At 64.5% G+C, this 22,617-nt stretch carries 22 protein-coding genes and 1 tRNA gene; 9 read left to right on the top strand and 14 right to left on the bottom strand.

Annotation, left to right across the window (positions count from 1 at the left end; genetic code table 11):
• Window positions 1-4: 4 nt before the first annotated feature.
• A complete protein-coding gene (locus HOY44_RS18360; protein WP_287436731.1) occupies window positions 5-601 on the bottom strand; it encodes a histidine phosphotransferase family protein in 597 nt (198 codons plus the stop codon).
• Between the two features lie 27 nt (window positions 602-628).
• Here HOY44_RS18360 and HOY44_RS18365 point away from each other — a divergent pair, with 27 nt between their 5' ends.
• The 3 genes from HOY44_RS18365 (at window position 629) to olsA (ending at window position 2,557) form a co-directional block, all read left to right on the top strand.
• On the top strand, window positions 629-814 hold the full coding sequence (locus HOY44_RS18365; protein WP_138423954.1) for a DUF3553 domain-containing protein: 186 nt from the start codon (window positions 629-631) through the stop codon (window positions 812-814).
• A gap of 130 nt (window positions 815-944) precedes the next feature.
• Window positions 945-1,730 (top strand): L-ornithine N(alpha)-acyltransferase, encoded by a 786-nt coding sequence (olsB, locus tag HOY44_RS18370; protein ID WP_287436733.1) that lies wholly within the window; start codon window positions 945-947, stop codon window positions 1,728-1,730.
• Entirely contained in the window at window positions 1,727-2,557 is an 831-nt protein-coding gene (gene olsA / locus HOY44_RS18375) for a lyso-ornithine lipid O-acyltransferase (RefSeq protein WP_287436735.1), read from the top strand. The genes olsB and olsA overlap by 4 nt, the downstream gene beginning before the upstream one ends.
• Here the strand turns inward: olsA and HOY44_RS18380 are convergent.
• Both HOY44_RS18380 and HOY44_RS18385 read right to left on the bottom strand, forming a co-directional pair.
• Window positions 2,554-3,174: a thiamine phosphate synthase gene (locus HOY44_RS18380; protein ID WP_287436738.1), complete on the bottom strand. Its 621-nt coding sequence runs from the start codon at window positions 3,172-3,174 to the stop codon at window positions 2,554-2,556. The two genes, olsA and HOY44_RS18380, sit on opposite strands and share 4 nt — an antisense overlap.
• A 53-nt stretch (window positions 3,175-3,227) precedes the next feature.
• Entirely contained in the window at window positions 3,228-3,566 is a 339-nt protein-coding gene (locus HOY44_RS18385) for a TfoX/Sxy family protein (protein WP_040884405.1), read from the bottom strand.
• Window positions 3,567-3,612: 46 nt separating this feature from the next.
• Between HOY44_RS18385 and HOY44_RS18390 the strand changes: the two genes are divergently transcribed.
• Window positions 3,613-4,362 carry an RNA methyltransferase gene (locus HOY44_RS18390; protein ID WP_287436741.1) on the top strand — a complete coding sequence of 250 codons (750 nt, stop codon included), beginning with the start codon at window positions 3,613-3,615 and terminating at the stop codon, window positions 4,360-4,362.
• A gap of 90 nt (window positions 4,363-4,452) precedes the next feature.
• Here HOY44_RS18390 and HOY44_RS18395 read toward each other — a convergent pair whose 3' ends face one another.
• Window positions 4,453-4,920 (bottom strand): disulfide bond formation protein B, encoded by a 468-nt coding sequence (locus HOY44_RS18395; RefSeq protein ID WP_008329034.1) that lies wholly within the window; start codon window positions 4,918-4,920, stop codon window positions 4,453-4,455.
• The gene (locus HOY44_RS18400; protein ID WP_287436744.1) at window positions 4,917-5,495 is read right to left on the bottom strand and encodes a YqaA family protein; all 579 of its coding nucleotides are present in this window, start codon (window positions 5,493-5,495) and stop codon (window positions 4,917-4,919) included. Before HOY44_RS18400 ends, HOY44_RS18395 begins: the two co-directional genes overlap by 4 nt.
• 116 nt (window positions 5,496-5,611) lie before the next feature.
• On the opposite strand from HOY44_RS18400, the gene ypfJ reads away from it, so the two are divergent.
• The 5 genes from ypfJ (at window position 5,612) to HOY44_RS18425 (ending at window position 15,465) form a co-directional block, all read left to right on the top strand.
• Window positions 5,612-6,448 (top strand): KPN_02809 family neutral zinc metallopeptidase, encoded by an 837-nt coding sequence (ypfJ, locus tag HOY44_RS18405; protein WP_287436746.1) that lies wholly within the window; start codon window positions 5,612-5,614, stop codon window positions 6,446-6,448.
• A 44-nt stretch (window positions 6,449-6,492) separates the two neighbouring features.
• Window positions 6,493-6,578 (top strand) — tRNA-Leu (locus tag HOY44_RS18410).
• A gap of 831 nt (window positions 6,579-7,409) precedes the next feature.
• Complete coding sequence (locus HOY44_RS18415) at window positions 7,410-7,592, top strand: hypothetical protein (protein ID WP_287436748.1); 183 nt, start codon at window positions 7,410-7,412, stop codon at window positions 7,590-7,592.
• A 1-nt stretch (window position 7,593) separates the two neighbouring features.
• Window positions 7,594-14,190, top strand: a complete 6,597-nt coding sequence (locus tag HOY44_RS18420; RefSeq protein WP_287436750.1) for an Ig-like domain-containing protein — start codon at window positions 7,594-7,596, stop codon at window positions 14,188-14,190.
• Between the two features lie 585 nt (window positions 14,191-14,775).
• Window positions 14,776-15,465 (top strand): Hint domain-containing protein, encoded by a 690-nt coding sequence (locus tag HOY44_RS18425; protein WP_287436752.1) that lies wholly within the window; start codon window positions 14,776-14,778, stop codon window positions 15,463-15,465.
• Here HOY44_RS18425 and HOY44_RS18430 read toward each other — a convergent pair whose 3' ends face one another.
• From HOY44_RS18430 to HOY44_RS18470, 9 genes are all read right to left on the bottom strand, one after another.
• Window positions 15,466-16,071 carry a nucleotidyltransferase family protein gene (locus HOY44_RS18430; protein ID WP_287436754.1) on the bottom strand — a complete coding sequence of 202 codons (606 nt, stop codon included), beginning with the start codon at window positions 16,069-16,071 and terminating at the stop codon, window positions 15,466-15,468.
• Window positions 16,068-17,369, bottom strand: a complete 1,302-nt coding sequence (locus HOY44_RS18435) for a branched-chain amino acid ABC transporter permease (protein ID WP_287436756.1) — start codon at window positions 17,367-17,369, stop codon at window positions 16,068-16,070. The genes HOY44_RS18430 and HOY44_RS18435 overlap by 4 nt, the downstream gene beginning before the upstream one ends.
• Window positions 17,366-18,376, bottom strand: coding sequence for a branched-chain amino acid ABC transporter permease (locus HOY44_RS18440; protein WP_287436758.1), 1,011 nt, complete (start codon window positions 18,374-18,376; stop codon window positions 17,366-17,368). The genes HOY44_RS18435 and HOY44_RS18440 overlap by 4 nt, the downstream gene beginning before the upstream one ends.
• Entirely contained in the window at window positions 18,376-18,732 is a 357-nt protein-coding gene (locus HOY44_RS18445; protein WP_287436760.1) for a hypothetical protein, read from the bottom strand. The genes HOY44_RS18440 and HOY44_RS18445 overlap by 1 nt, the downstream gene beginning before the upstream one ends.
• The gene (locus HOY44_RS18450; protein WP_287436762.1) at window positions 18,729-19,094 is read right to left on the bottom strand and encodes a hypothetical protein; all 366 of its coding nucleotides are present in this window, start codon (window positions 19,092-19,094) and stop codon (window positions 18,729-18,731) included. The genes HOY44_RS18445 and HOY44_RS18450 overlap by 4 nt, the downstream gene beginning before the upstream one ends.
• Before the next feature lie 6 nt (window positions 19,095-19,100).
• Window positions 19,101-19,919: an ABC transporter ATP-binding protein gene (locus tag HOY44_RS18455; RefSeq protein ID WP_008329023.1), complete on the bottom strand. Its 819-nt coding sequence runs from the start codon at window positions 19,917-19,919 to the stop codon at window positions 19,101-19,103.
• Window positions 19,916-20,410 carry a hypothetical protein gene (locus HOY44_RS18460; protein WP_287436764.1) on the bottom strand — a complete coding sequence of 165 codons (495 nt, stop codon included), beginning with the start codon at window positions 20,408-20,410 and terminating at the stop codon, window positions 19,916-19,918. The genes HOY44_RS18455 and HOY44_RS18460 overlap by 4 nt, the downstream gene beginning before the upstream one ends.
• Window positions 20,407-21,189 carry an ABC transporter ATP-binding protein gene (locus HOY44_RS18465; RefSeq protein ID WP_008329021.1) on the bottom strand — a complete coding sequence of 261 codons (783 nt, stop codon included), beginning with the start codon at window positions 21,187-21,189 and terminating at the stop codon, window positions 20,407-20,409. Before HOY44_RS18465 ends, HOY44_RS18460 begins: the two co-directional genes overlap by 4 nt.
• 78 nt (window positions 21,190-21,267) lie before the next feature.
• Window positions 21,268-22,464: an ABC transporter substrate-binding protein gene (locus HOY44_RS18470; protein ID WP_008329020.1), complete on the bottom strand. Its 1,197-nt coding sequence runs from the start codon at window positions 22,462-22,464 to the stop codon at window positions 21,268-21,270.
• Window positions 22,465-22,617 lie beyond the last annotated feature (153 nt).

Here is a 22,617-nt window from a genome sequence, read left to right on the forward strand (position 1 = left end):
CAGGTCAGACGGTCAGCCGAACCTCGGTTTCAAGCTGTGCCAGCGTGACCTGTCGGCCCTGAGCAAAGGCCTCTTCCGGCAACAGGGCGAAGTGGATGTTGGCGGGCGTGGCCGTTCCGCGCCCGTCGATCAAGGCCCAGTCGTCGTCTTCGATGCGAAACCGCTCGGCGCGCCCGGTCACGACAAGGCCGCCTGCGTCCCGCTCGACCGAAATCCGCCCGCTATAGGGCATCGCGCTCGCCAGACAATTGAGCGCCAGAAGCGCGAGTTTCGCGTCGGTGCGGGCCATGTCGCCGGGAATACGCCACTCGACGACCGCCTTGGTTTCGATGCCGGCAACGGCCTCGGCCAGATCGCCGGCACGCACCACGGCGCCGCTGGTGGCCGCCCCGAACGCGATCCGAAAGAACCGGATTCGCCCCCGCGCATTCACAAGGCTTTCATTGACCAGCGCCATCTCGGGGGTTTCCTCTCCCCCGGTCAGCGTCATAAGCTCGATCCCGTTGCCGATGGCGCCCAACGGGCTGACGAGATCGTGGCAGATGCGCGATCCGACGAGGGCGACCAGATCCGGGGCCGGGGCGGTTTCGCCCTTGCTCATGCCGCGTCACCCGCCGAAAGGAACCCGATGAACCCGCTCGCCTCGCTTCTCGAACCCGGCCAGCTCGTGCGCTGCCCGACCCAGCCCGACTGGGGTCTGGGGCAGGTGCAGTCGAATATCGGTGGCAAGGTGACGGTGAATTTCGAGCACGCGGGCAAGCAGGTCATTGATATCTCCACAGTCGATCTCACACCGGTTTTCGACGAAGGCTGACGGGCGCCTCATCCGTTTCTCCGACGCTATCACAACCTAGAATTGTGTCAAACCAACGCAGCGAACGCTGCTGTTGCCAATCTTCCGCGTGATCCCTAGAACCCCGAAAAACGAGGAGCCCGCCGTACCGATGTCAGACAGCAGTCCCGTCTACGAACTGCGCATCGCCGAGACCGAGGACGACATTCGCGACGCACAGCGTTTGCGCTATCAGGTCTTTGTCGAGGAATTGGGCGGTGACGGTGTCGACGTCGATCACGAAAACCGGCTGGAACGCGACGAATTCGACGACTGGTTCGATCACCTGATCCTCTACGACCGGTCCCGGCCCGAAGGCGATCAGGCGGTGGGCGCTTATCGCGTGATGCGCGACGATCAGGCCGCGAAACTGGGCCGCTATTACACGGATGCCGAATACGATCTGACCGCGCTCAAGACCTGCGGGCGCAAGCTTTTGGAACTCGGGCGGTCCTGCGTGCACAGGGATTACCGGGGCGGTTCGGCGCTGCCGCAGCTTTGGGTGGGCCTTATGAACTACTCCGACGCCCACGGGATCGACGTGATGTTCGGGGTGGCGAGCTTTCATGGCACCGATCTCGACGCGATCAAGCTTCCGCTTTCGCATCTGCACCACAGCCATCTCGCCCCGCCCGAGCTTCGCACCCGCGTTCTCGACGAATTCTACACCTCGGCCGATTTGATGCCGGCGGATGAGATCGACGAGAAGGCGGCGATGAAGGCGATGCCGGCGCTCATCAAGGCCTATCTGCGCTTGAACGGCGTGATCGGGGACGGCGTCTATATCGACGAGCCGTTCAACACCTCGGACGTCTGCATCATCGTCGACATGGCCAAGGTGCCGCCGAAACAGCGCGCGATGTACGAAAAACTCGCCAAGCGCGAGGCGAGGGGGTGAGCGAGCCGTGGGATGACGGGTCGGCACAGCCCGACCTGTCCGTCGGCCCCTTCGGCTGGATCGTGGCGGTCCTGCGCGGCGTGCCGCTGGTGATCGTTCTGATCCTCGGCCTGATCTTCACCTTCCTTCTGCGCCCGTTCGAGAAACTCCTCGCGGGCGAGGGGCGGCCGGTCACGCCCACCGTCACCCGGATCGTCTGCCTTTCGGCCCTGTTCCTGCTCGGGATCAGGCTGCGGGTGCGCGGCACGCCGATGAAGGGGCCGGGCGCGGTCGTGGCCAACCATTCGTCATGGCTCGATATTTTCGTTCTGAACGCGCCGAAACGGATCTATTTCGTCTCCAAGGCCGAGGTCGCGGGATGGGCCGGTATCTCGTGGCTCGCCAAGGCGACGGGGACCGTCTTCATCGTGCGCGACCGGCGCGAGGCGCGGGGCCAGGTCGAGGTGTTCCGGCGCCGCCTGTCGCTGGGCCACAGGCTGCTGTTCTTTCCCGAAGGCACCTCGACCGACAGCCGCCGGGTGCTGACCTTCAAGACGACGCTTTTCGCGGCCTTCTTCGACGCGGCGCTGCGCGACACCATGCGGGTGCAGCCGGTAAGCGTCGTCTACCACGCGCCCAAGGGCCGGGACGACCGCTTCTACGGCTGGTGGGGCGGTATGGACCTTGGCCCGCACCTGCTCGCCGTGCTGGCCGCGTTGCCGAACGGGTCGGTCGATGTGGTCTATCATGAACCGGTCCGGGTCGCGGATTTCGCGGACCGCAAGACGTTGGCCGCCCATTGCGAGGCGGCGGTGCGCGGCCCGGTGCTCGACGCTTTGGTGGCCTAGGCGCGGGCGGCGGCCAGCCCGGTGAGGGCGGCGGTCGGGTCTTCTGCGGTCCAGATTTCCTCGCCGAACGAGAAGAAATCGGTGACCGAAGCGAAGTCGCGCACCAGTGCCTCGGTCAGCCCGCCTTCCGCGACGATCGGCACTTCGATCATCTCGGTCCACCACTGGAAAAGATCGCGCCCCGCGATTTCGCCGGTGCCGAGGTTCGACGTGCCGACGGGGCCGAAAGCGACGTAATCGGCATCCTGTTCGCCCGCCGTCATCCCGTCATGGCGCGAGGTGCCGCAGAAGGCGCCGACGATGGCGTCCTTGCCCAGATCCTTGCGCGTCTTTCGCACCTGCCGCGACCCGTCGGTGAAATGCACGCCGTCCAGCCCGAGCCGTTCCACCATCAGCACATGATCGGCGATGACGATGGCGATGTCGCGGGCATGGGCCAGCTCCCGGCAGGCATCGGCCGCGCGCGCGATCGTATCCTCGTCACGGGTGGCGAGTTCGAGCCGCAGACAGGCGATCTCGACCGCGTCCAGCGCTCGCGCGAGCTGGTCGGGAAAGCTCGACAGCTCGAACTGCGGCGGCGTCACGAGATAAAGCTGGGGCAGGTCGGTTTCGGCCATCACGCGTCCTCGGTTGGGATTCGCGGCTTTCTACAAGCGTTTGGGGGGAAACGCTACTTCGGTGGAAGGCTCGCGGTGAAGGTCAGCGCCATGTCGAGCAGTCGCGTGCGCGTCAGGTCGTCGGCCAGCGCCTCGCGCGTCACGGCGACATAGCCGCCCATGGTGCGCCCGCCCATGACCATCGGCGTCACCCCGTCCGACGCCAGCGCGGCCTTCATGTTGTCCTTTCCGACCCGCATCAGCGCGCCGCCCTCGGCCGCCCGGCGCACCCCGCCGATCATGTTGCCGTTCTGAAAGAAACACAGGCCCCCGAACATGGCCTTTTCGGTCAGCCCCTTCAGGCCCGACAGGTCGGTGCGCAGGATCTCGGCCTCGCCCTCGTCAAACGCCATCCCCATCTCCTTGCCCGTCCGACCGCGCCACAGTAACACGGGGCCTATGAGCGACGAAGATCAAACAGGACCGCAGCCCGCCTTCGTGCTGGTGCGCCCGCAGATGGGTGAAAACATCGGCGCCGCGGCACGCGCGATGCTGAATTTCGGGTTGGAGCGGATGCGGGTCGTCGGCCCGCGCGACGGCTGGCCCAATCCAAAGGCGGTGGCGATGGCCTCGGGCGCGGGGCGGGTGCTGGACGCGGCGGTGGTCTATGACGATCTGCCCGCTGCGCTGGCCGATTGCGATTACGTCTATGCGACGACCGCCCGGTCGCGCGAACTGGCGAAACCCGTGCGCACGCCGGAGCGCGCCATGGCCGAAGCCCGCGCGATGCGCGCCGAAGGCAAACGTGTCGCGGTGCTGTTCGGGCCGGAGCGGGCAGGGCTCGAAAACGAGGACGTGTCGCGCGCCAATGCGATCATCACCGTGCCGGTGAACCCGGAGTTCGCCTCGCTGAACCTCGCCCAGTCCGTGCTGCTCGCCGCCTATGAATACGGGCGTCAGACCATCGAAGCGGCGCCCGAGGTCATGAGCCTCGCCAAGACCGATTTCGCCACGCAGGTCGAGGTCGAGGCGCTGGCGGACCATTTCGAGCGGCGGTTGGACGAAGTGGGATTCTTCTTTCCCGAGACCAAGGCAGCGGGCATGAAGCTCGTCCTGCGCAACGCCTGGACGCGGCTGTCGCTCACCCGCGCCGACGTTCAGATGTTCCACGGAATGCTCCGCCAGATCTTCCGCAAACTGGGTGACTGACCGCCTCTTCTCTGGTCCGAAAATACCTCGGGGAGGTCTGGAGGGGCTGGCCCCTCCAGCGGGTCGGATCGGGCGCAGCCCGGTCCGAAATCAGGCGGCGGCGCGCCGGGCCGCGATGACCCAGATCACCGCGAGGGCGAGGGAAATCAGGGCGTTTAGGTTCGCCATCGTCACGCCGAACATCTCCCACGGGATCTCGTCACAGCGCACCAGCGGCGCCGACATGATCTGATCCATGAGGTCATCGGTCGACAGCCCTGCCGTGGACCCGCCCGTGCAACTGGACGGACCTTCCCACAGGTCGCGTTCGACGCCGGAGTGGAACACGCCGATGCCGGAGGTCGTCAGCGCGGCCAGCGCCCCGAGCCAGGCCAGCCACCTTCGACCGAGCGCCAGCGCCACGACGCCGATCAGGATCGCGACGGCATGGGGATAACGCTGCCAATAGCACATCTTGCAGGGCGCATATCCCAACGCCTGGAACACGAAGGCACCGCCAAGCAGGGCGACGGACCCGAGGGTAGCCACGAGGACCAGTTGTTTCCAGTTCAGTGTCATATGAATTTCACCACGTAAAAGCCCGCGAGGAGGAGGACAACCAGCAGGACGAACATGACCCCGAGCCGCTTCTCGATGAAGTCCCGGATCGGTTCGCCGAATTTCCACAACAGCCCGGCGACCACGAAGAACCGCAATCCGCGCGCGATGATCGACGAGATCATGAACACGCCGAAGTTCAGGCCCGTGGACCCCGACAGGATGGTGATGACCTTGTAGGGGAAGGGCGTTACGCCCGCCATCAGCACCATCCACGCGCCCCATTCGTTATAGCGCACCGCGAATTCGTCGAAATAGGCGTCCTTGCCGTAGAACTCGAGCACCGGGCGTCCGATGCTCTCGAACAGGCCCCAGCCGATGTAGTAGCCCAGCATCCCGCCCGCGACGGACGAGACGAGCGCGACGCCTGCGATCAGGAAGGCCTTGCGCGGCATGGCGATGATCATCGGGATCATCAGGATGTCGGGCGGGATCGGAAAGACCGAGCTTTCAAGGAACGCGACCAGCGCGAGACCCCACATCGCATAGGGTGATTGCGCAAGACCGATGGTCCAGTCGTATAGTCGTCTCAGCATGCCCGGCCCCTTTTTGCCGGATAAAAGCACTGAAAACGCAGCAAGGGTCAAGCAGATGCGTTCCACGGGAACCGGCGGCACCATAAACAGGTTGTGAATTCCGAAGGGAGACTCGGATGAAATGGCAAGGGCGGCGCGGCAGCCGGAACATCGAAGATCGCAGGCGGATGTCCGGCGGCACGGCGGGGATCGGCGGCGTGGGCCTGCTGGTCATTCTCGCCATCGGCTATTTCGCCGGGATCGACGTGACGCCGATCCTGGACGAAGTGACCGGGACCCAGGGCGCGGGCGAGGTCACCGAAGCCGACGACCGCGCGGCGCAGTTCGTTTCCGTCACGCTGGCCGACACCGAGGAGGTCTGGGCGGGCATCTTCGACCGTCAGGTGGACGGGGCTTACGCGCCGCCGACGCTGGTTCTTTACAAGGGCGTGACCCGGTCCGCCTGCGGTGGCGCGTCCGGCGCGACCGGGCCGTTCTACTGTCCGGGCGACCGCAAGATCTATCTCGACACCGCGTTCTTCACGACGATGGAGCGTCAGCTCGGCGCGGGCGGCGATTTCGCGGCCGCCTATGTCGTGGCGCATGAGGTGGCGCATTCGGTTCAGGACCAGCTTGGTATTCTGGGCGAAGCGAACCGGGTTCGCGCGCAGGTCAGTCCGGCGCAGTCGAACGAAATCTCGGTCCGGACCGAGCTTCAGGCCGACTGTTTCTCGGGCATCTGGGCGCGGCAGGCCGAAGCACAGTTCGGTTCGCTCGAACGCGGCGACATCGCCGAGGCGATGAATGCCGCGAAACAGATCGGCGACGACACGCTGCAACGAAACGCGGGTCGCGTGCCGATGCCGCACACTTTCACGCACGGCACCTCGGAGCAGCGCCAGCGGTGGTTCGCCACCGGCTATGAGACAGGCGATCTGAACGCGTGCGATACCTTCGCGACCGACGGGCTTTAACCGCCGTTGACGCAGCCGCCGTGCAGGGCTAGACGAAGCGTCGTGCCCGAGTGGCGGAATGGTAGACGCAGGGGATTCAAAATCCCCCGGTAGCAATATCGTGTCGGTTCGAGTCCGACCTCGGGCACCATCCAGCCGATCCAGACCTTGCGAAGCGGCAAGCCTTTGCCGGAATGCGCCCCTGTGCCGCTTTGACCTCGCCCTGAGGATTACGCGTGTCGTTGATTCGGGTTTTGTTAAGGCCTTTCGGACGTTCGCTCGGAACAGAACCGGCGGTTTCGGCGGCATTGGTCTCATTTTGAGAACGTTAGCCATACCAATGATTTGGGCGAGTCTCTGTCGGCATTTGCCCGTTTGTTTCCACGACATCGATTTGGGCCAGTTGTCGTTACGGAAACAATAGATCGGGTAATATTCACCTAAATTCACCCCGATCTGTGGATAAGTGTTACAGAAAAGGGCGTTGATAACCGAGACTGGTAGTTTCGCCTGCACGCGCGGGTTGAAATTGTCTCCGGCGGCGAAACAAACGGCTCATCCGGCGGATCGATCCGCGGATCGGATGTGATTGATTGTTAACGATTTCGGCGCGGCCCGACCGAAGTTTCCGCGAGAATTCCCTTTTTTGGACACGAGGTTGGGAGTAATTTCAAAGTGCCCAACTGGGGGGCGATGTCTGTAGGCCACGGGGGCGGCCGCACACGAGAACCACGGTATTTGCCGTGGGGTAGAGGTGTGTGCCGATCGCTGTGCGGCGGTCTGCAAGCTGGGCGAACGGTCGTGCGGACGGGGGGTCCTCATCGATGTTTCAGGTCCAGCCGGGTCCCAGTCGGGCCCGATCTCTCCTCACATGGCAGGTGTACCAAGGTGTGTGCGGCACATCCGTGGCTTCGCGGTGTCGCCCGATGCTTGGGTCAGGAACGAACGCCAAGGCGAGGGGACATAGAAGACGATGCTGTCTTTGACCGATAACGAACTCATCATCTGTGCGACCCGCACGGGTGCCTTCGGCGTTCGAGTGATTCAACCCAATGAAATCAGCGACTTCAGCACCGGTGCGGCAGGCGCCGGTAACGAAAACCATGCGTGCATGACGGTTACCGACGGCGCAGCGCGCCGCGGACTTGAGCAAGGGAAACAGTGAAATGACGTTCTATAGCAAAAACCTTTACGGCTACTTCAAGTACGGCTCGTTTTCCTACGGCAAGTGCGGCGGCGGCGATCGCAACAACGACCCGGATGCGGTCAACGACAGCGCGAGCACCTACGAAGGCGATCCGGTCACGGTCGGCGTTCTGAACAACGACAGCGACGCGGATGGCGACGCGCTCAAGATCGTGAGCACCGGCAACCCGAGCCACGGCACCGTCTCGGTCAACGCCAACGGCACGGTGACCTATACGCCGGACGATGGCTACACGGGCAACGACAGCTTCACCTACACCATCTCCGACGGGAACGGCGGCACCGACACGGCGACCGTCTGCATCCGCGTGGAATGCGATCCGAACGGCAACAACGAAGACCCCGATGCGGTCGACGATGCGGCCAACACGACCGAGGGCGACCCGGTCCAGATCGACCTGACCGGCAACGACAGCGACCCGGACGGTGACACGCTCACCGTCATCGGCGGGACCGATCCGGCGAACGGCACGGTCACCAACAACGGCGACGGCACCGTCACCTACACGCCCAACCCGGGTTTCGTGGGCGAAGACACCTTCACCTACACCATCACCGACGGCAATGGCGGCCAGGACACGGCGACGGTCACCGTCTGCGTGACCGATCCCTACGGCGGCAACCAGGACCCGGACGCAGTCAACGATACGACCAACACCTTCCCGGACACCGCTGTGACGGTCGAAGTCCTCGCCAACGACAGCGACCCGGATGGCGACACGCTGACGATCATCGGCGGCACCGACCCGACGAACGGCTCGGTGACGGACAACGGCGACGGCACCATCACCTACACGCCCAACACCGGTTTCACCGGCACGGACACGTTCACCTACACCGTGTCCGACGGGAATGGCGGCACGGATACCGCGACGGTCACCGTCTCGGTCAATGACAACGGCGGCGGCAACAGCGTCGACGCGGTGGACGACAGCTACAACATCGACGAGGACACGACGCTCATCGTCGATCTGACGGCGAACGACAGCGACCCGGAAGGCGACGATTTCTCGATCACCTCGGTCGGCTCGGCCACCAACGGCACGACGACGTTGAACCCCGACGGGACCGTCACCTACAAGCCGAACGACGACTTCAACGGCACCGACACCTTCACCTACACCATCACCGACGATCAGGGCGCGACCGACACGGCGACCGTCACGATCAACGTGGGCGCAGTGCAGGACGATCCCGATGCCGAGAACGACGTCGAGCTGACGGATGAGAACACGCCGGTCGACATCGACGTGCTGGCCAACGACAGCGATCCGGACGGCGATACGCTGAATGTGTTGAGCTACGGGCAGGGCACGAACGGCACCGTGACCGGTGGCGGCACCGGTCCGCTGACCTACACGCCGAACTCCGGCTTCACCGGGGTCGACACCTTCACCTACACCATCACCGACGGCAACGGCGGTCAGGATACGGCGACCGTGACGGTGGTCGTGGGCGACGTGGACGACAACTCGGTCGTCGCGAACGACGATTCCGCCACGACCACGGCCGGGAATCCGATCGAAATCGCGGTTCTGTCCAACGACACCGACCCGCAGGGCGATACCTTCTCGATCTCGGGCTTCTCGAACGGCACGAACGGGTCGGTCACCGCCGATGCGGACGGCAACCTGACCTACACCCCCGACGCGGGCTTCACCGGGCAGGACACCTTCACCTACACCATCGTCGATTCCCAAGGCGCGACCGACACGGCGACCGTGACGGTCACGGTGAACGCGGGCGGCCAGAACTCGGTCGACGCGGTGGACGACAGCTACAACATCGACGAGGACACGACGCTCATCGTCGATCTGACGGCGAACGACAGCGACCCGGAAGGCGACGATTTCTCGATCACCTCGGTCGGCTCGGCCACCAACGGCACGACGACGTTGAACCCCGACGGGACCGTCACCTACAAGCCGAACGACGACTTCAACGGCACCGACACCTTCACCTACACCATCACCGACGATCAGGGCGCGACCGACACGGCGACCGTCACGATCAACGTGGGCGCAGTGCAGGACGATCCGGACGCCGAGAACGACGTCGAGCTGACGGATGAGAACACGCCGGTCGATATCGACGTGCTGGCCAACGACAGCGACCCTGACGGCGATACGCTGAATGTGTTGAGCTACGGGCAGGGCACCAACGGCACCGTGACCGGGGGCGGCACCGGCCCGCTGACCTACACGCCCGATGCCGATTTCACCGGCACGGATACCTTCACCTACACCATCACCGACGGCAACGGCGGTCAGGACACGGCGACCGTGACGGTGGTCGTGGGCGACGTGGACAACAACACCGTCGACGCGGTGGACGACAGCGCCACGACGACCGCCGGGAACGCGGTCGCGGTGACCGTGCTCGCGAACGACACCGACCCCGAGGGCGACAGCTTCTCGGTCACCGGGTTCTCGAACGGCACGAACGGCTCCGTCTCGGCGGATGCCAACGGTGTGCTGACTTACACCCCGGATGCCGGGTTCACCGGGGTCGATACCTTCACCTACACCATCACCGACGATCAGGGGGCGACCGATACGGCGACCGTGACGGTCACGGTGAACGCCGGCGGCCAGAACAGCGTGAACGCTGTCGATGACAGCTACGACATCGACGAGGACACGACGCTGATCGTGGATCTGACGGGGAACGACTCGGACCCGCAGGGGGACGATTTCTCGGTGACGGCCGTGGGCACGCCCACGAACGGGACGGCGACGCTGAACCCGGACGGGACGGTGACCTACAAGCCGAACCAGGACTTCACCGGGACCGATACCTTCACCTACACGATCACCGACGATCAGGGCGCGACCGATACCGCGACCGTGACCGTCAGCATGGCGCCGGTGAACGACAACCCGGACGCCGAGGATGACGTGCGCGTCACCGACGACACCGATCCGCTGCTGATCGACGTCATCGCGAACGACACCGACGTGGACGGCGACCCGCTGACCGTCACCAATGTCACGACGCCGAGCTTCGGCACGGTCGTGAACAACAACGACGGCACGGTGACCTACGATCCGAACGACGATTTCGTCGGTACCGACACGTTCGAATACACCATCTCCGACGGCAACGGCGGCACCGACACGGCGACCGTGACGGTGGTGGTGAACGGCGACGGCGGCATGAACTCGGTCGTGGCGCGCAACGACAGCGCGACCACCTCGGAGGACGACGCGGTCAACATCGACGTGCTGGCCAACGACAGCGATCCGCAGGGCGACAGCTTCTCGATCCAGAGCTTCGGGCAGGGCGCGAACGGCACCGTGACGGCCGGACCGGGCGGCACGCTGACCTACACGCCGGACCCGGATTACTTCGGCACCGACAGCTTCACCTACACCATCGTGGACTCGCAGGGCGCGACCGACACGGCGACGGTGACGGTGAACGTGACGCAGGACGGCGTGAACACGGTGGATGCCGTGGACGACATGGCCCAGACCGATCCGAACACGGCGGTGAACGTGCCGGTTCTGGCCAACGACACCGATCCCGAGGGCGATACCTTCTCGGTCACCTCCTTCGGGCAGGGCACGAACGGGACGGTCACGACCGGACCGGGCGGCACGCTGACCTATACGCCGGACACCGACTTCACCGGCACGGACAGCTTCACCTACACGATCACCGACGATCAGGGCGCGACCGATACGGCGACCGTCACGGTCTCGGTCGGCATGGGCCCGATGAACTCGGTCGACGCGGTGGACGACGCCTACACGATCGACGAGGACACGACGCTGATCGTGGACCTGACGGCGAACGACTCGGACCCCGAGGGCGACGACTTCACGGTGACGAGCGTGGGCACCCCCACGAACGGCACCGCGACGCTGAACCCGGACGGGACGGTGACCTACAAGCCGAACCTCGACTTCACCGGCACCGACACCTTCACCTACACGGTGACCGACGATCAGGGCGCCACCGACACGGCCACCGTCACGGTCACCATGACCCCGGTCAACGACGCACCCGACGCCGAGGATGACGTGCGGGTGATCGACGAGGGCACGACGCTGACCTTCGATCCGCGCACGAACGACGAAGACCCGGACGGCGACCCGCTGACCATCATCGACGTGGGCACGGCGACGAACGGAACCGTCACCGACAACGGCGATGGCACGGTGTCCTACACGCCGACGGCGGACTTCACCGGGACCGACACGTTCGAATACACGATCAGTGACGGCAACGGTCTGACCGACACGGCGACCATCACGGTCGTGGTGCAGGACGACGGCAACAACCAGAACACCACCGACGCGGTGGACGACGCCTTCGCCACCGACCTGAACACGGCGGTCGCGGGCAATGTGTTGGCGAACGACACCGACCCCGAGGGCGACCCCCAGACGGTCACGTCGAACACCAACCCGTCGAACGGTTCGGTCGTCGTCAACGCGAACGGTGCGTTCATCTACACGCCGGACACCGGGTTCACCGGCACCGACACGTTCACCTACACGATCGCGGACGATCAGGGTGCGACGGATACGGCGACGGTCACGGTTTCGGTGGGTGTGGATGCGCCGCCGCTGGCCAACGACGATACGGCGAACGTGCCGATCAACGCGACGGTCACGATCGACGTTCTGGCCAACGACACCGACCCGGATGGCGACGACGCCAACCTTCAGGTGATCTCGGCCGTGGCCTCGGAAGGCAGCGTGGTCATCAACCCGGACGGGACGCTCACCTACACGCCGACCGTCGATGGCTATGTGACCGTGGATTACACGATCCAGGATGAGGACGGGCTGACCGATACGGCCACCGTCACCATCCTCGTCAACGACGGTATCGTCGAGGGCACGGACGGCGACGATCTGATCGACACCGGCTACACCGGCGATCCCGAGAACGACATGGTCGACGCGGGTGACAACATCTTCCCGGGCAAGGGTCCGGACGACGACATCATCGAAGGCTACGACGGCGACGACACGATCTATGCCGGTGACGGCGACGACGATGTGCGCGGCGGCGACGGGTCCGATACGGTCTATGGCGAGGACGGGGACGATATCATCGACACCTCGGCCCCGACCGAGGCCTCGGACTACGGCTTCGCACCCGGCGAGACCGTGGCGGGTTGGCCCTTCGCGCCGACCACGCCCGATCAGTGGGTGCCGGACGATGCCGACGAGGACAACGACAAGGATACCGTCTTCGGCGGTGCCGGCGACGACACCATCACCACGGGCGACGACGACGATACCATCGACGGCGGAACCGGGGACGACACCATCGACGGCGGTCTCGACGACGATACGATCCAGGGCGGTGACGGGAACGACTACATCATCGGTGGCCACGGCTCGGACGACATCGACGGCGGTGCCGGGGACGACGAGATCTGGGGCGGTCTGGGGCCGGTTACGCCGGATATCCTGAACCTCGAAGACGACGCCTATCCGGTGGACGACTACGGCGACGCGGACACCAACGATCCGCTCAGCCCGATCCCGTCCTTCCTCGATCCGCGCCCGTCGAACGGCATGGACGTGATCCGGGGCGGTGACGGCAACGACACCATCTACGGTCAGGACGACGACGACATTCTCTATGGGGATGCCGGAGACGACTTCATCGATGGCGGGATCGACGACGACACCATCTATGGCGGCGACGGCGACGACGAGCTCTATGGCGACAAGGGTCAGGATCTCATCGACGGCGGTGCCGGGGCGGATGACGCCTATGGTGGCGACGACCGGGATACCTTCATCAACGTCAACGTTGGCGACTTCGTCGACGGCGGCGAAGGCGGCGACGACTGGGATACGCTCGACCTGACCGGCACCAAGCCGACGGGTGGATCGCTCAAGGTCACCAAGGACGGAACGAACCCCGAAAACGGTTTCGTCGAGTTCTTCGACTCGAACGGCGTGTCCACGGGCACGATGAACTTCATCAACATCGAAGACATCGTTCCCTGCTTCACCCCCGGCACGCTGATCGCGACGCCGAAGGGCGAGGTGCCGGTGGAAGAGCTGGGCGAGGGCGACCGTGTCATCACCCGCGACAACGGCATTCAGGAAATCCGCTGGATCGGCCACAAGCAGATCGGGTGGCAGGAACTGAACCGCTCGCAGCACCTCAAGCCGGTGCTCATCAAGGCGGGCAGCCTTGGCAACGGCCTGCCGGAGCGTGACATGCTGGTGTCGCCGAACCACCGGATGCTGGTGGCCAACGACCGGACTGCGCTCTACTTCGACGAACGCGAGGTTCTGGCCTCCGCCAAGCATCTGGTCGACTCGAAAGAGATCATGACGGTAGATGTGCGGGAGGTGACCTACATCCACTTCCTCTTCGATCACCACGAGGTGGTGCTCTCGGACGGCACGTGGTCGGAAAGCTTCCAGCCGGGCGACTACTCGCTCAAGGGCATCGGAAACGCCCAGCGTCAGGAACTGTTCGAACTGTTCCCGGAGTTGGAGACCCGCGAAGGGCTCGAGGATTTCACCTCGGCACGCCGGATCCTGAAGAAGCACGAAGCCAAGATGCTCCGCAAATAATGCAGCGGCCCGCCGGGGAAACCGGGCGGGCCAACCCGACCTGAAAGGGGAAGGGGCTGCCCCCGGTCCGATGTTTTGGGCCGCGAATGGCCGGATTGAACCGGTCCATCGTTTCAGTCGTCAGGAGGCAACCTCACGCGATTTCGTGGGGTTGTTTTCCGTTTGGGCGATGCATTGTGAGTGAGTGATCGCAAAAAATGCGCCGCCATCTTGCTGCCATTGTTTCGCCACGAATGACAATTGGAAACGATGGCGATGATTGTTTCGGCATGGGGAACAATGCGTCCGTGCTCTGACGTTGATCGCCAGTAAAACAGGGACTTTCAAAGCCTAACGTGGGGGCCGAAGGCGTGGCAAGAGCCGGGCCGCGATGCGCCGTGGAGTAGGGTCCGGATTTGTCCCGAATGTGGCGAAATGCGGCAATTTCAGGGCGGGTCGTCTATAACCTTAACAAAACAAGGGGATTCAATGGCGCGGTCCGGCAACATTTTCCCGAATAACTTCATAGTTTCGGCATGATTGCCCGATAGCTTGAAAGTCGACCTAATAGCGACCCCTGACCAAACCCCGAACGGACGCCCCGACATGCTGCATTTTCGCTCCCCCGCCGTCGACCGCGACCTTGACCCCGGCCTTCTCGATGCGCGCGGCTCTTCGCCGCTCACGACCTTTTCCACCTCGGGCCTCGCCCCGTCGGCGGTTGTCGAGACCATCGATGGACCGAAGCTGTCGCGCGATCTGAAAGCCGGCGATCAGGTCATCACCCGCGACAACGGCACGTCGACCGTGCGCTGGGTCGGTGAAAGCATGTCCGTCTACGACAACGAGAACGAGAACGCGCAAGCCGCGGAACGTGGCCCGGTGCGCATCAAGGCCGGTGCGCTCGGAACCGATCCCGAGGCGGGCAATCTCGTCCTGAACGCCGGTCAGCGCCTGCTCGTGCGCAACCCGGTGAACGAACTCTACTTCGGCACCGACGAAGTGCTGGCCGATGTGGGTGATCTGACCCATCTCGACGGCGTCGATTACGTGCCGCGCTCGGTCATGCGGTTCAAGCACGTGCTTCTGGACACCCATGAACTGATCCGCGCCAATGGCGTCTGGATGGAAAGCTTCGCGCCCGAGATGTGGTCGATCCGCGTCGGGTTCCCGGATCAGTGGGCCGAGATCACCGAATGCGTGCCGCGCCTGCGCTACGAGAACGGCGAAGCGAATTACATCGCGCCGCGCATGTCGCTGAACGGCCGCGAAGCCCGCCTGCTCAACGCGATCTGATTACCTGTCAACGCCGCGCCGCCACGCCGCCCAGTCTTCGGGCGTGTCGAGGTCGGTGCGCGCGTGCGAATAGGGCAGGACGACGGGGCGAACGCGGTCCGTATTGGCCTCCATGATCGTCTTTGCGCCCTCGTCGCCTTCCAGCGACCGCAGCGCGGCGAAATCGCGGAACGGAAACACGACCGGATGGCCCAGCTTGCCGTCCGCCGTGGCGCCGCGCAGGATCACCTCCCCGTCGAATGCCGCCAGCACACGCCGCATATCCTCGGTCGTGACGTCGGGCATGTCGGCCAGCAGAACCATGACGGCCACCGCCCCCTCGGGCAGCGCCGAGACACCAGCCGCCAGCGAGCGCGCCATCCCATCGGCGGCATCGGGAACCTCGACCGCCGCAATCGGCTTTTCGTCCAGCAGATCCCAGCGGTCGGGCCGTTCGTCGCGTGCGGGCAGGGTGACGATCACCGGCTGACCCGTGGCGAGCGCCGCTTCGACCCGGTCGAGCAGAAGCGGCTTGTCCCCGACCGCTTCCATCAGCTTGTCACGCCCGCCCATCCGCGAAGACGTTCCCGCCGCAAGGATCAGGGCGGGAACCGCGAGGGGCGTCATTTTTCCGGGATCAGCCCGCGCGGGCTGAACCTGAGGACGAGCAGCATGATAAGCCCCATGGTGAAGAGCCGCATATGCGCCGCCGAGCCAAGAAGGTGCGACTTGAGCGGACCCTCGGACATGCCGGCGGTCACCAGATCCATGAGGGCCTGACCCATCGGCTCCACCTGCACCCAGAAGAACCAGATCACCACGCCCCCCAGCACGGCGCCCCAGTTGTTTCCCGACCCGCCGACGATCACCATGACCCAGACGAGGAAGGTGAAGCGGAGCGGCTGATAGGACGCGGGCGTAAGCTGGCCATCCAGCGTCGTCATCATCGCGCCCGCGATGCCGACGACCGCCGAGCCGAGGATGAAGATTTGCAGGTGGCGGCGGGTCACATCCTTGCCCATCGCTTCCGCTGCGACCTCGTTGTCACGGATCGCACGCATCATCCGGCCCCATGGCGAGCGCAGGGCCATTTCGGACATCCAGATGAGAACGAGCAGCACGGCGAGGAACAGGCCCGCATAGCCCAGTTTGACCACGACCGCCGAGGTGGACACCGGATCGGCCCCGATGCTCTGCGCCCAGTCGACGAAGCCCGCCGATTGCTGGAGGTCGATCTCGTAGGGCACGGGCCGGGGCAGGCCGACGACGTTCTTCACGCCGCGTCCCAGCCAGTCCTCGTTCTTGAGCATGGCGACGATGATCTCGGAAATCCCCAGCGTCGCGATGGCGAGGTAGTCGGAGCGCAGGCCGAGCGCGGTCTTGCCGATGGCCCAAGCCGCCCCTGCCGCCAGCAGGCCGCCAACGGGCCAGGCGAGGATCACGGGCAGGCCAAGACCGCCAAGAAAGCCCTGCGAGGCCGGGTTCACGGCCTCGATGGCCTGAACCGCGGGGTCGAACAGCGCGCGGTAGACGAAGAATCCGACGATCAGGAAGGCGAGCAGGGCAAGCGTGCGGGTCTTGCCGGGCGTCATGCGCTTGTAGATCTGCACCGCGCCGAGGATCACCCCAAGGCCCACGAAGAGCGCGAAAACCACACGCAGGCCGCCCGCCGACCATGCCTCGCCCACCGGCGCGATGGAGGTGACGACCACCGCCAGCCCGCCAAGCGCGGTGAAGCCCATGATGCCGACGTTGAACAGCCCGGCATAACCCCACTGCATGTTCACGCCGAGCGCCATGATGGCCGAAATCAGCCCCATGTTCAGGATCGTGAGGGCGAGGTTCCAGCTCTGGAACACGCCGGTGCCGAGGATCAGCAGACCGACAGCCGCGAAAAGTCCGATGTTGCGCCAGTTGATGCTCATACCGATTTCCCCCGGAACAGACCCGTTGGTCGGAACAGCAGCACGATCACCAGAATGGCGAAGGAGACTGCGAATTTATAGTCGGTGGACAGAAGCTGAAGCAGCCCGTCCGGTGCCCAGGTTTCGGGCACGATGTAGGTCACGACCTTTTTCCACGCATAGGTCACCATCACCTCGGAAAACGCGATGACGAACCCGCCCGCGATCGCGCCCAGCGGCGAGCCCAGCCCGCCGACGATAGCCGAGGCGAAGATCGGCAGCAGAAGCTGGAAATAGGTGAAGGGTTTGAAGCTCTTGTCGAGGCCATAGAGCGTCCCGGCGATGGCGGCGAGGGCGGCCACGATGATCCAGGTGATCGCCACCACGCGCTCGGGGTTGATCCCGGACAGGAGCGCCAGATCCTCGTTATCCGAATAGGCGCGCATCGACTTGCCGGTGCGGGTGCGGTTGAGGAACCAGAACAGCAGGGCGACGACGATGGCGGCGGTGATGACGGTGATGAGCTGCGTGGATTTCAGCGCCAGACCTTCGGCCAGCCCGGACCATTCCTTGAAGTCGCGGGCGGTAAAGACGAACCGTGCCCCGTCGGCGAAGTTCTGGTCGCCCGGCCCGATAATCAGGCGCACGACCCCGTTCAGCACGAACATCACGCCGATCGAGGCCATGACCAGCACGATCGGCTTGGCTTTGACCCGCCGGTAATAGGCATAGACGACCTTGTCCGTCCCCAGCACGAGAAGCGCGGTGATCGCGATGCCGAAGGGCAGGGCGAGAAGCGCGACGGGCAGGGGGCCGAGGCTCAGACCCCAGCTTTGAAAGAGCCATGTGAACAGGATCACCACCATCGTCCCGAACGACATCGTGTCGCCGTGGGCGAAGTTGGAGAACCGCAGGATTCCGTAGATCAGCGTGACCCCGAGCGCGCCGAGCGCCAACTGGCTGCCATAGGCCATGGCGGGGATCAGCACGAAGTTCGACAGGGCGACGATGGCGTTGAGCAGGTCCATCAGCTTGGGGCCTCGCAGGTGTACTCGGTAAGATTGGATGTGAAGGGGTCGGTGGCGGTGTCGAGCGTGTGAAGCAGGACGGGGAAGCCGCCGTCGTCATTGCCGCTCACCATCAGCGTGTGTGTCGTGTCGTCGGCCGTCCAGCTCCACGGCCCGAAAAAGCCGCCCGCGATGCCGGGTGTCGCGTCGGCGCCGACCGTGATGCGGCCCGCCCCCAGTTCGTCGGTCTCCACCGGGTCGAAGGTGAACGACCGGGCCGCACCGTCGGCATCCGCGCAATCCAGCACCATCCGTGCGCCTTCGGCATGGACCGTGGCGGGCAGGGTGAGCGCGAGAAGGGCGAGGGTGCGGATCATCGGGCCATGCACCTCCCGGCGAAGGCGGTCCGCTCGGCACCTTCGTAAAGGCCCATCGTGACGACTTCGACCACAGACCAGTCGGGGGTGAGGGTCATCAGGCCGACTTCGCCGGTCGCCATGTTGGCGGCTGACCATGCGGTGTAGCCTGCGTCCTCGGCCAGCAGCTCGTAGCGCATTTCGCCCGCCATCGACGACATGAGGAGCGATCCGTCCGCCATCGTGCCGACCGTGAATTCCCAGTCGGACGAGGTGCAGGCATCGGTGCCGAAACATTCTTCGACCATCAGGCAATCGTAACTGTCGGCCAGCGCGGGCGCTGCGGCGATTGTCAGGATGGTGGCGAAAAGTGCTGTCTTCACTGTGACTTACCCCCCGAGGAAACTCTGGCGCACTTCCGGGTCGGCGAGCAGTTCCTTGCCGGTCCCCGTATGCGCATTGGCGCCCTGGACGAGCACGTAACCCTTGTCGGCGATCTCGAGTGCCTGACGTGCGTTCTGTTCGACCATCAGAACCGGAAGGCCGGTGCGCGCCACTTCAATGATCCGGTCGAACAACTCGTCCATCACGATGGGCGAGACACCCGCGGTCGGTTCGTCGAGCATGAGCACTTTGGGCTGGGTCATCAGCGCACGGCCCACGGCCACCTGCTGCCGCTGCCCGCCGGACAATTCGCCCGCCGCCTGATAGCGTTTTTCCTTGAGGATCGGGAACAGTTCGTAGACCTGCTCCATCGTCGGGCGGATGTCGTCGGTGCGGATGAACGCGCCCATTTCAAGGTTCTCTTCCACGCTCATCGAGGTGAAGATGTTGTGGGTCTGCGGCACGAAGCCCATGCCCTTCTTCACCCGGTCCTGCGGGCTCAGGTCGGTGATATCCTCGCCGTCCAGCCGCACGGAACCAGACCGCACGTTCAGCATCCCGAAAAGCGCCTTCATCCCCGTCGATTTGCCCGCGCCGTTGGGGCCGACGATCACCGCGATCTCGCCCTTGTCCACGGCGATGGTGCATTCGTGCAGGATGTCGGGGCCGTTGCCATAGCCGCCGGTCATGCTTTCGCCGATCAGGAAAGGGCCGCCCGGTGCCGGGCGCGCCTTGCCGTGCTGGGGGCCGGGCGTCATGGTCGCGCCGCCCTCTTTCGTGACCGAACGGTCCTTGTTGCCACGTCCGCTGTATGCGTCGCTCATAGGTCGTCCTCCACCAGCGCGAGGAGAGCCGCGCGATGGTATTCCATGTGTTTATCAGTCATTTGCGTGCCGCCTTCGACCGTCTGGACGAGGTGCGGAATGCCGGACAGATCGATCACCGTCACGAGCGAGATCATGTCGGGTTGCACCATGTAGGTCAGCGTTTCGGCCGGAATGTCGCCGCCCAGAACGCTTGGTCGATCCATGATCCCGACGCTTTCCTGCGCCGGGAATGTCTCGGCTGCGCCCGACAGGTCGCCCGGGGTGGCCACCCAGACATCGTAGGCGAAAGGCGGCAGGGGGCCGGTCAAAAGCATGACGGTGTCGGCCTGATAGAAGGTGACGCCCATACCGGGGTCGTAATCGCCCGCGTTGCCCGCGAACGGGGTGTCGTCGGGGCAAAAGAGCACGCCGTCCCCCACGGTGTCGCAGGTCTGCGCCAGGGCCGGAGCCGCGGCGAAGAGCGATGCGATGACCAAGCCCCGGATCATGCGCCCACCTGATCCTTGTTCTTGAGCCCGGTGCCCAGATAGGCCTCGATCACCTGCTCGTTCGCCTTGATCTCGGCCAGCGTGCCCTCGGCCAGCACCTTGCCCTCGGCCATGCAAATGACCGGATCGCAGAGCTTTTCGATGAAATCCATGTCGTGCTCGATGACGACGAAGGTATAGCCACGCTCGACGTTGAGCCGTTTGATCGCATCGGCGATGGTGTAAAGCAGCGTGCGGTTCACGCCCGCGCCGACTTCGTCCAAGAACACGATACGTGCATCGACCATCATCGTGCGTCCGAGTTCCAGAAGCTTCTTCTGCCCGCCCGACACCTGACCCGCGCGCAGGTCCGAGATGTGTTCGATGGTCAGAAACTCCATCACCTCGTCGGCCTTGGCCCGAAGCGCGCGTTCCTCATCCGCGATGCGTTTGCGGCCGAACCACGTGTCCCAAAGCCGTTCGCCCGACTGTCCGCCCGGCACCATCATCAGGTTTTCGCGGCACGTCATCGAGCCGAATTCATGCGCGATCTGGAACGTCCTGAGCAGACCTTTGTGGAAAAGCGTATGCGGCGGCAGGCCGGTGATGTCCTCGCCTTCCATCGTGACGCGGCCGGACGTGGGTTCAAGAACCCCGGCGATCACGTTGAAAAGCGTGGTTTTTCCCGCGCCGTTCGGGCCGATCAATCCGGTGATCGCCCCTTTTTCGATTGTCAGACTTGCGCCGTCGACCGCATGGAAGCCGCCGAAATGTTTGTGCAGGTTTTCGACCGTGATCACGGGAACCCCACCTCCGTATGAACCAAGCCCGGGGAGAAGTGTCCCCGGGCTTGGGCCGTTTGTCTAGGAAAAGGCGACTTAGCGGAACTGAACCGTCGAGTAGCCGTCGTCGGTGATCTCGTACTCTTCGTACGTGCCGGCGGCTTCGCCCGGCTCGATCAGCTCCACGCCCGAGGCGCCGACATAGTCGATTTCGCCACCGTTCGCGAGGATTTCGAGCGCCTTGCCAAGCTCACCCGGCAGGATCGGCTCGCCCGGTGCGTTGGCCACGTCCATGACGTTGGCCGCAATGGCTTCGCCGGTCGCCGCGCCGCCTTTGAAGGCCGCGAGGGCGAGCAGGGCGGCGGCGTCGTAGCTTTCACGGGTGAAAGCGGACGAACCGTTGATGCCAGCCGCGTCGGTGATCGACACGAAGGCTTCTGCACCTTCGCCTTCGGCGCCCGGAATGGTGCCGTAGGAACCGACGAGCATGTCGCCGAGGTCCGCGATCAGCGAGTCGGCATACATGCCGTCACCCATCGCGAAGGTTTCGAACGCGCCGGTGTCGATGGCCGACTGGATCACGCCCTTGCCGCCGGAATCGGCGTAGCCGAGCACGACCAGAACGTCGCCGCCAGCTGAGGCGAGCGATGCGACTTCGGCCGAGTAGTCACCCTTGCCGTCTTCGTGGGGCACCGTCGTGGTGATCGAGCCACCCATGCCTTCGAAGGCCGCCGAGAACGCATCGGCAAAGCCTTTGCCGTAGTCGTTGTTGGTGTAGGTCACGGCGACCGAGGTCACGCCTTTGTCCGACAGCACCTGCGCGAGGACTTCACCCTGACGGGCGTCCGACGGGGCGGTGCGGAAGAACAGGCCGTTGTCTTCGACCGTGGTGAGCGCCGGCGAGGTCGACGAGGGCGAAATCATCGGGATGCCGTTGGGCAGCGCCACGTTGGCCAGAACGGCGGTGGTGGAGCCGGAGCAGGCCGCGCCCATGATCGCGATCACGCCTTCGTTCGAGACGAGGCCTTCGCCCGCTGCCGTCGCGGCGGAGGCGTCGACACAGGTGGTGTCGGCCTGAACCGAGGTCAGCGTCACGCCTTCGAGGAACATGCCCGAGTCGTTCACTTCCTTCAGCGCGAGTTCCGCGCTCTGCGCCATGTGCGGCGTGAGCGATTCGATGGGGCCGGTGAAGCCGAGCAGAATGCCGATCTTGGCTTCCGACATATGGCTTTCGGCAAAGGCGCCCGTCGCCACAAGTGCGCAGGCGCTGCTTGCGAGAAGCAGTTTTTTCATGTGTTTTCTCCCTGTTGGATCGTTGTCCTGCACTCACCCTAGCGATGATTTCGGGAATGAAAAGGGGGGGTGCTTGCGCGGCCCGCACTGGTTGTCGGTGCCTGACGTGCGGTCACGTTGTCGTGGGGCGTGATTGTCCAGCCTGTGAAAGCC

Origin of the sequence: Maritimibacter sp. (assembly GCF_016774595.1) — a bacterium.
Lineage (GTDB): Bacteria > Pseudomonadota > Alphaproteobacteria > Rhodobacterales > Rhodobacteraceae > Maritimibacter > Maritimibacter alkaliphilus.

What these genes read in the sequence shown, in the direction of transcription:
- HOY44_RS18360 (WP_287436731.1), bottom strand. Translation starts at nt 601, where the DNA reads ATGAGCAAGGGCGAAACCGCCCCGGCCCCGGATCTGGTCGCCCTCGTC.
- HOY44_RS18365 (WP_138423954.1), top strand. Translation starts at nt 629, where the DNA reads ATGAACCCGCTCGCCTCGCTTCTCGAACCCGGCCAGCTCGTGCGCTGC.
- olsB (WP_287436733.1), top strand. Translation starts at nt 945, where the DNA reads ATGTCAGACAGCAGTCCCGTCTACGAACTGCGCATCGCCGAGACCGAG.
- HOY44_RS18380 (WP_287436738.1), bottom strand. Translation starts at nt 3,174, where the DNA reads ATGGCCGAAACCGACCTGCCCCAGCTTTATCTCGTGACGCCGCCGCAG.
- HOY44_RS18385 (WP_040884405.1), bottom strand. Translation starts at nt 3,566, where the DNA reads ATGGCGTTTGACGAGGGCGAGGCCGAGATCCTGCGCACCGACCTGTCG.
- HOY44_RS18390 (WP_287436741.1), top strand. Translation starts at nt 3,613, where the DNA reads ATGAGCGACGAAGATCAAACAGGACCGCAGCCCGCCTTCGTGCTGGTG.
- HOY44_RS18395 (WP_008329034.1), bottom strand. Translation starts at nt 4,920, where the DNA reads ATGACACTGAACTGGAAACAACTGGTCCTCGTGGCTACCCTCGGGTCC.
- HOY44_RS18400 (WP_287436744.1), bottom strand. Translation starts at nt 5,495, where the DNA reads ATGCTGAGACGACTATACGACTGGACCATCGGTCTTGCGCAATCACCC.
- ypfJ (WP_287436746.1), top strand. Translation starts at nt 5,612, where the DNA reads ATGAAATGGCAAGGGCGGCGCGGCAGCCGGAACATCGAAGATCGCAGG.
- HOY44_RS18420 (WP_287436750.1), top strand. Translation starts at nt 7,594, where the DNA reads ATGACGTTCTATAGCAAAAACCTTTACGGCTACTTCAAGTACGGCTCG.
- HOY44_RS18425 (WP_287436752.1), top strand. Translation starts at nt 14,776, where the DNA reads ATGCTGCATTTTCGCTCCCCCGCCGTCGACCGCGACCTTGACCCCGGC.
- HOY44_RS18430 (WP_287436754.1), bottom strand. Translation starts at nt 16,071, where the DNA reads ATGACGCCCCTCGCGGTTCCCGCCCTGATCCTTGCGGCGGGAACGTCT.
- HOY44_RS18435 (WP_287436756.1), bottom strand. Translation starts at nt 17,369, where the DNA reads ATGAGCATCAACTGGCGCAACATCGGACTTTTCGCGGCTGTCGGTCTG.
- HOY44_RS18440 (WP_287436758.1), bottom strand. Translation starts at nt 18,376, where the DNA reads ATGGACCTGCTCAACGCCATCGTCGCCCTGTCGAACTTCGTGCTGATC.
- HOY44_RS18445 (WP_287436760.1), bottom strand. Translation starts at nt 18,732, where the DNA reads ATGATCCGCACCCTCGCCCTTCTCGCGCTCACCCTGCCCGCCACGGTC.
- HOY44_RS18455 (WP_008329023.1), bottom strand. Translation starts at nt 19,919, where the DNA reads ATGAGCGACGCATACAGCGGACGTGGCAACAAGGACCGTTCGGTCACG.
- HOY44_RS18460 (WP_287436764.1), bottom strand. Translation starts at nt 20,410, where the DNA reads ATGATCCGGGGCTTGGTCATCGCATCGCTCTTCGCCGCGGCTCCGGCC.
- HOY44_RS18470 (WP_008329020.1), bottom strand. Translation starts at nt 22,464, where the DNA reads ATGAAAAAACTGCTTCTCGCAAGCAGCGCCTGCGCACTTGTGGCGACG.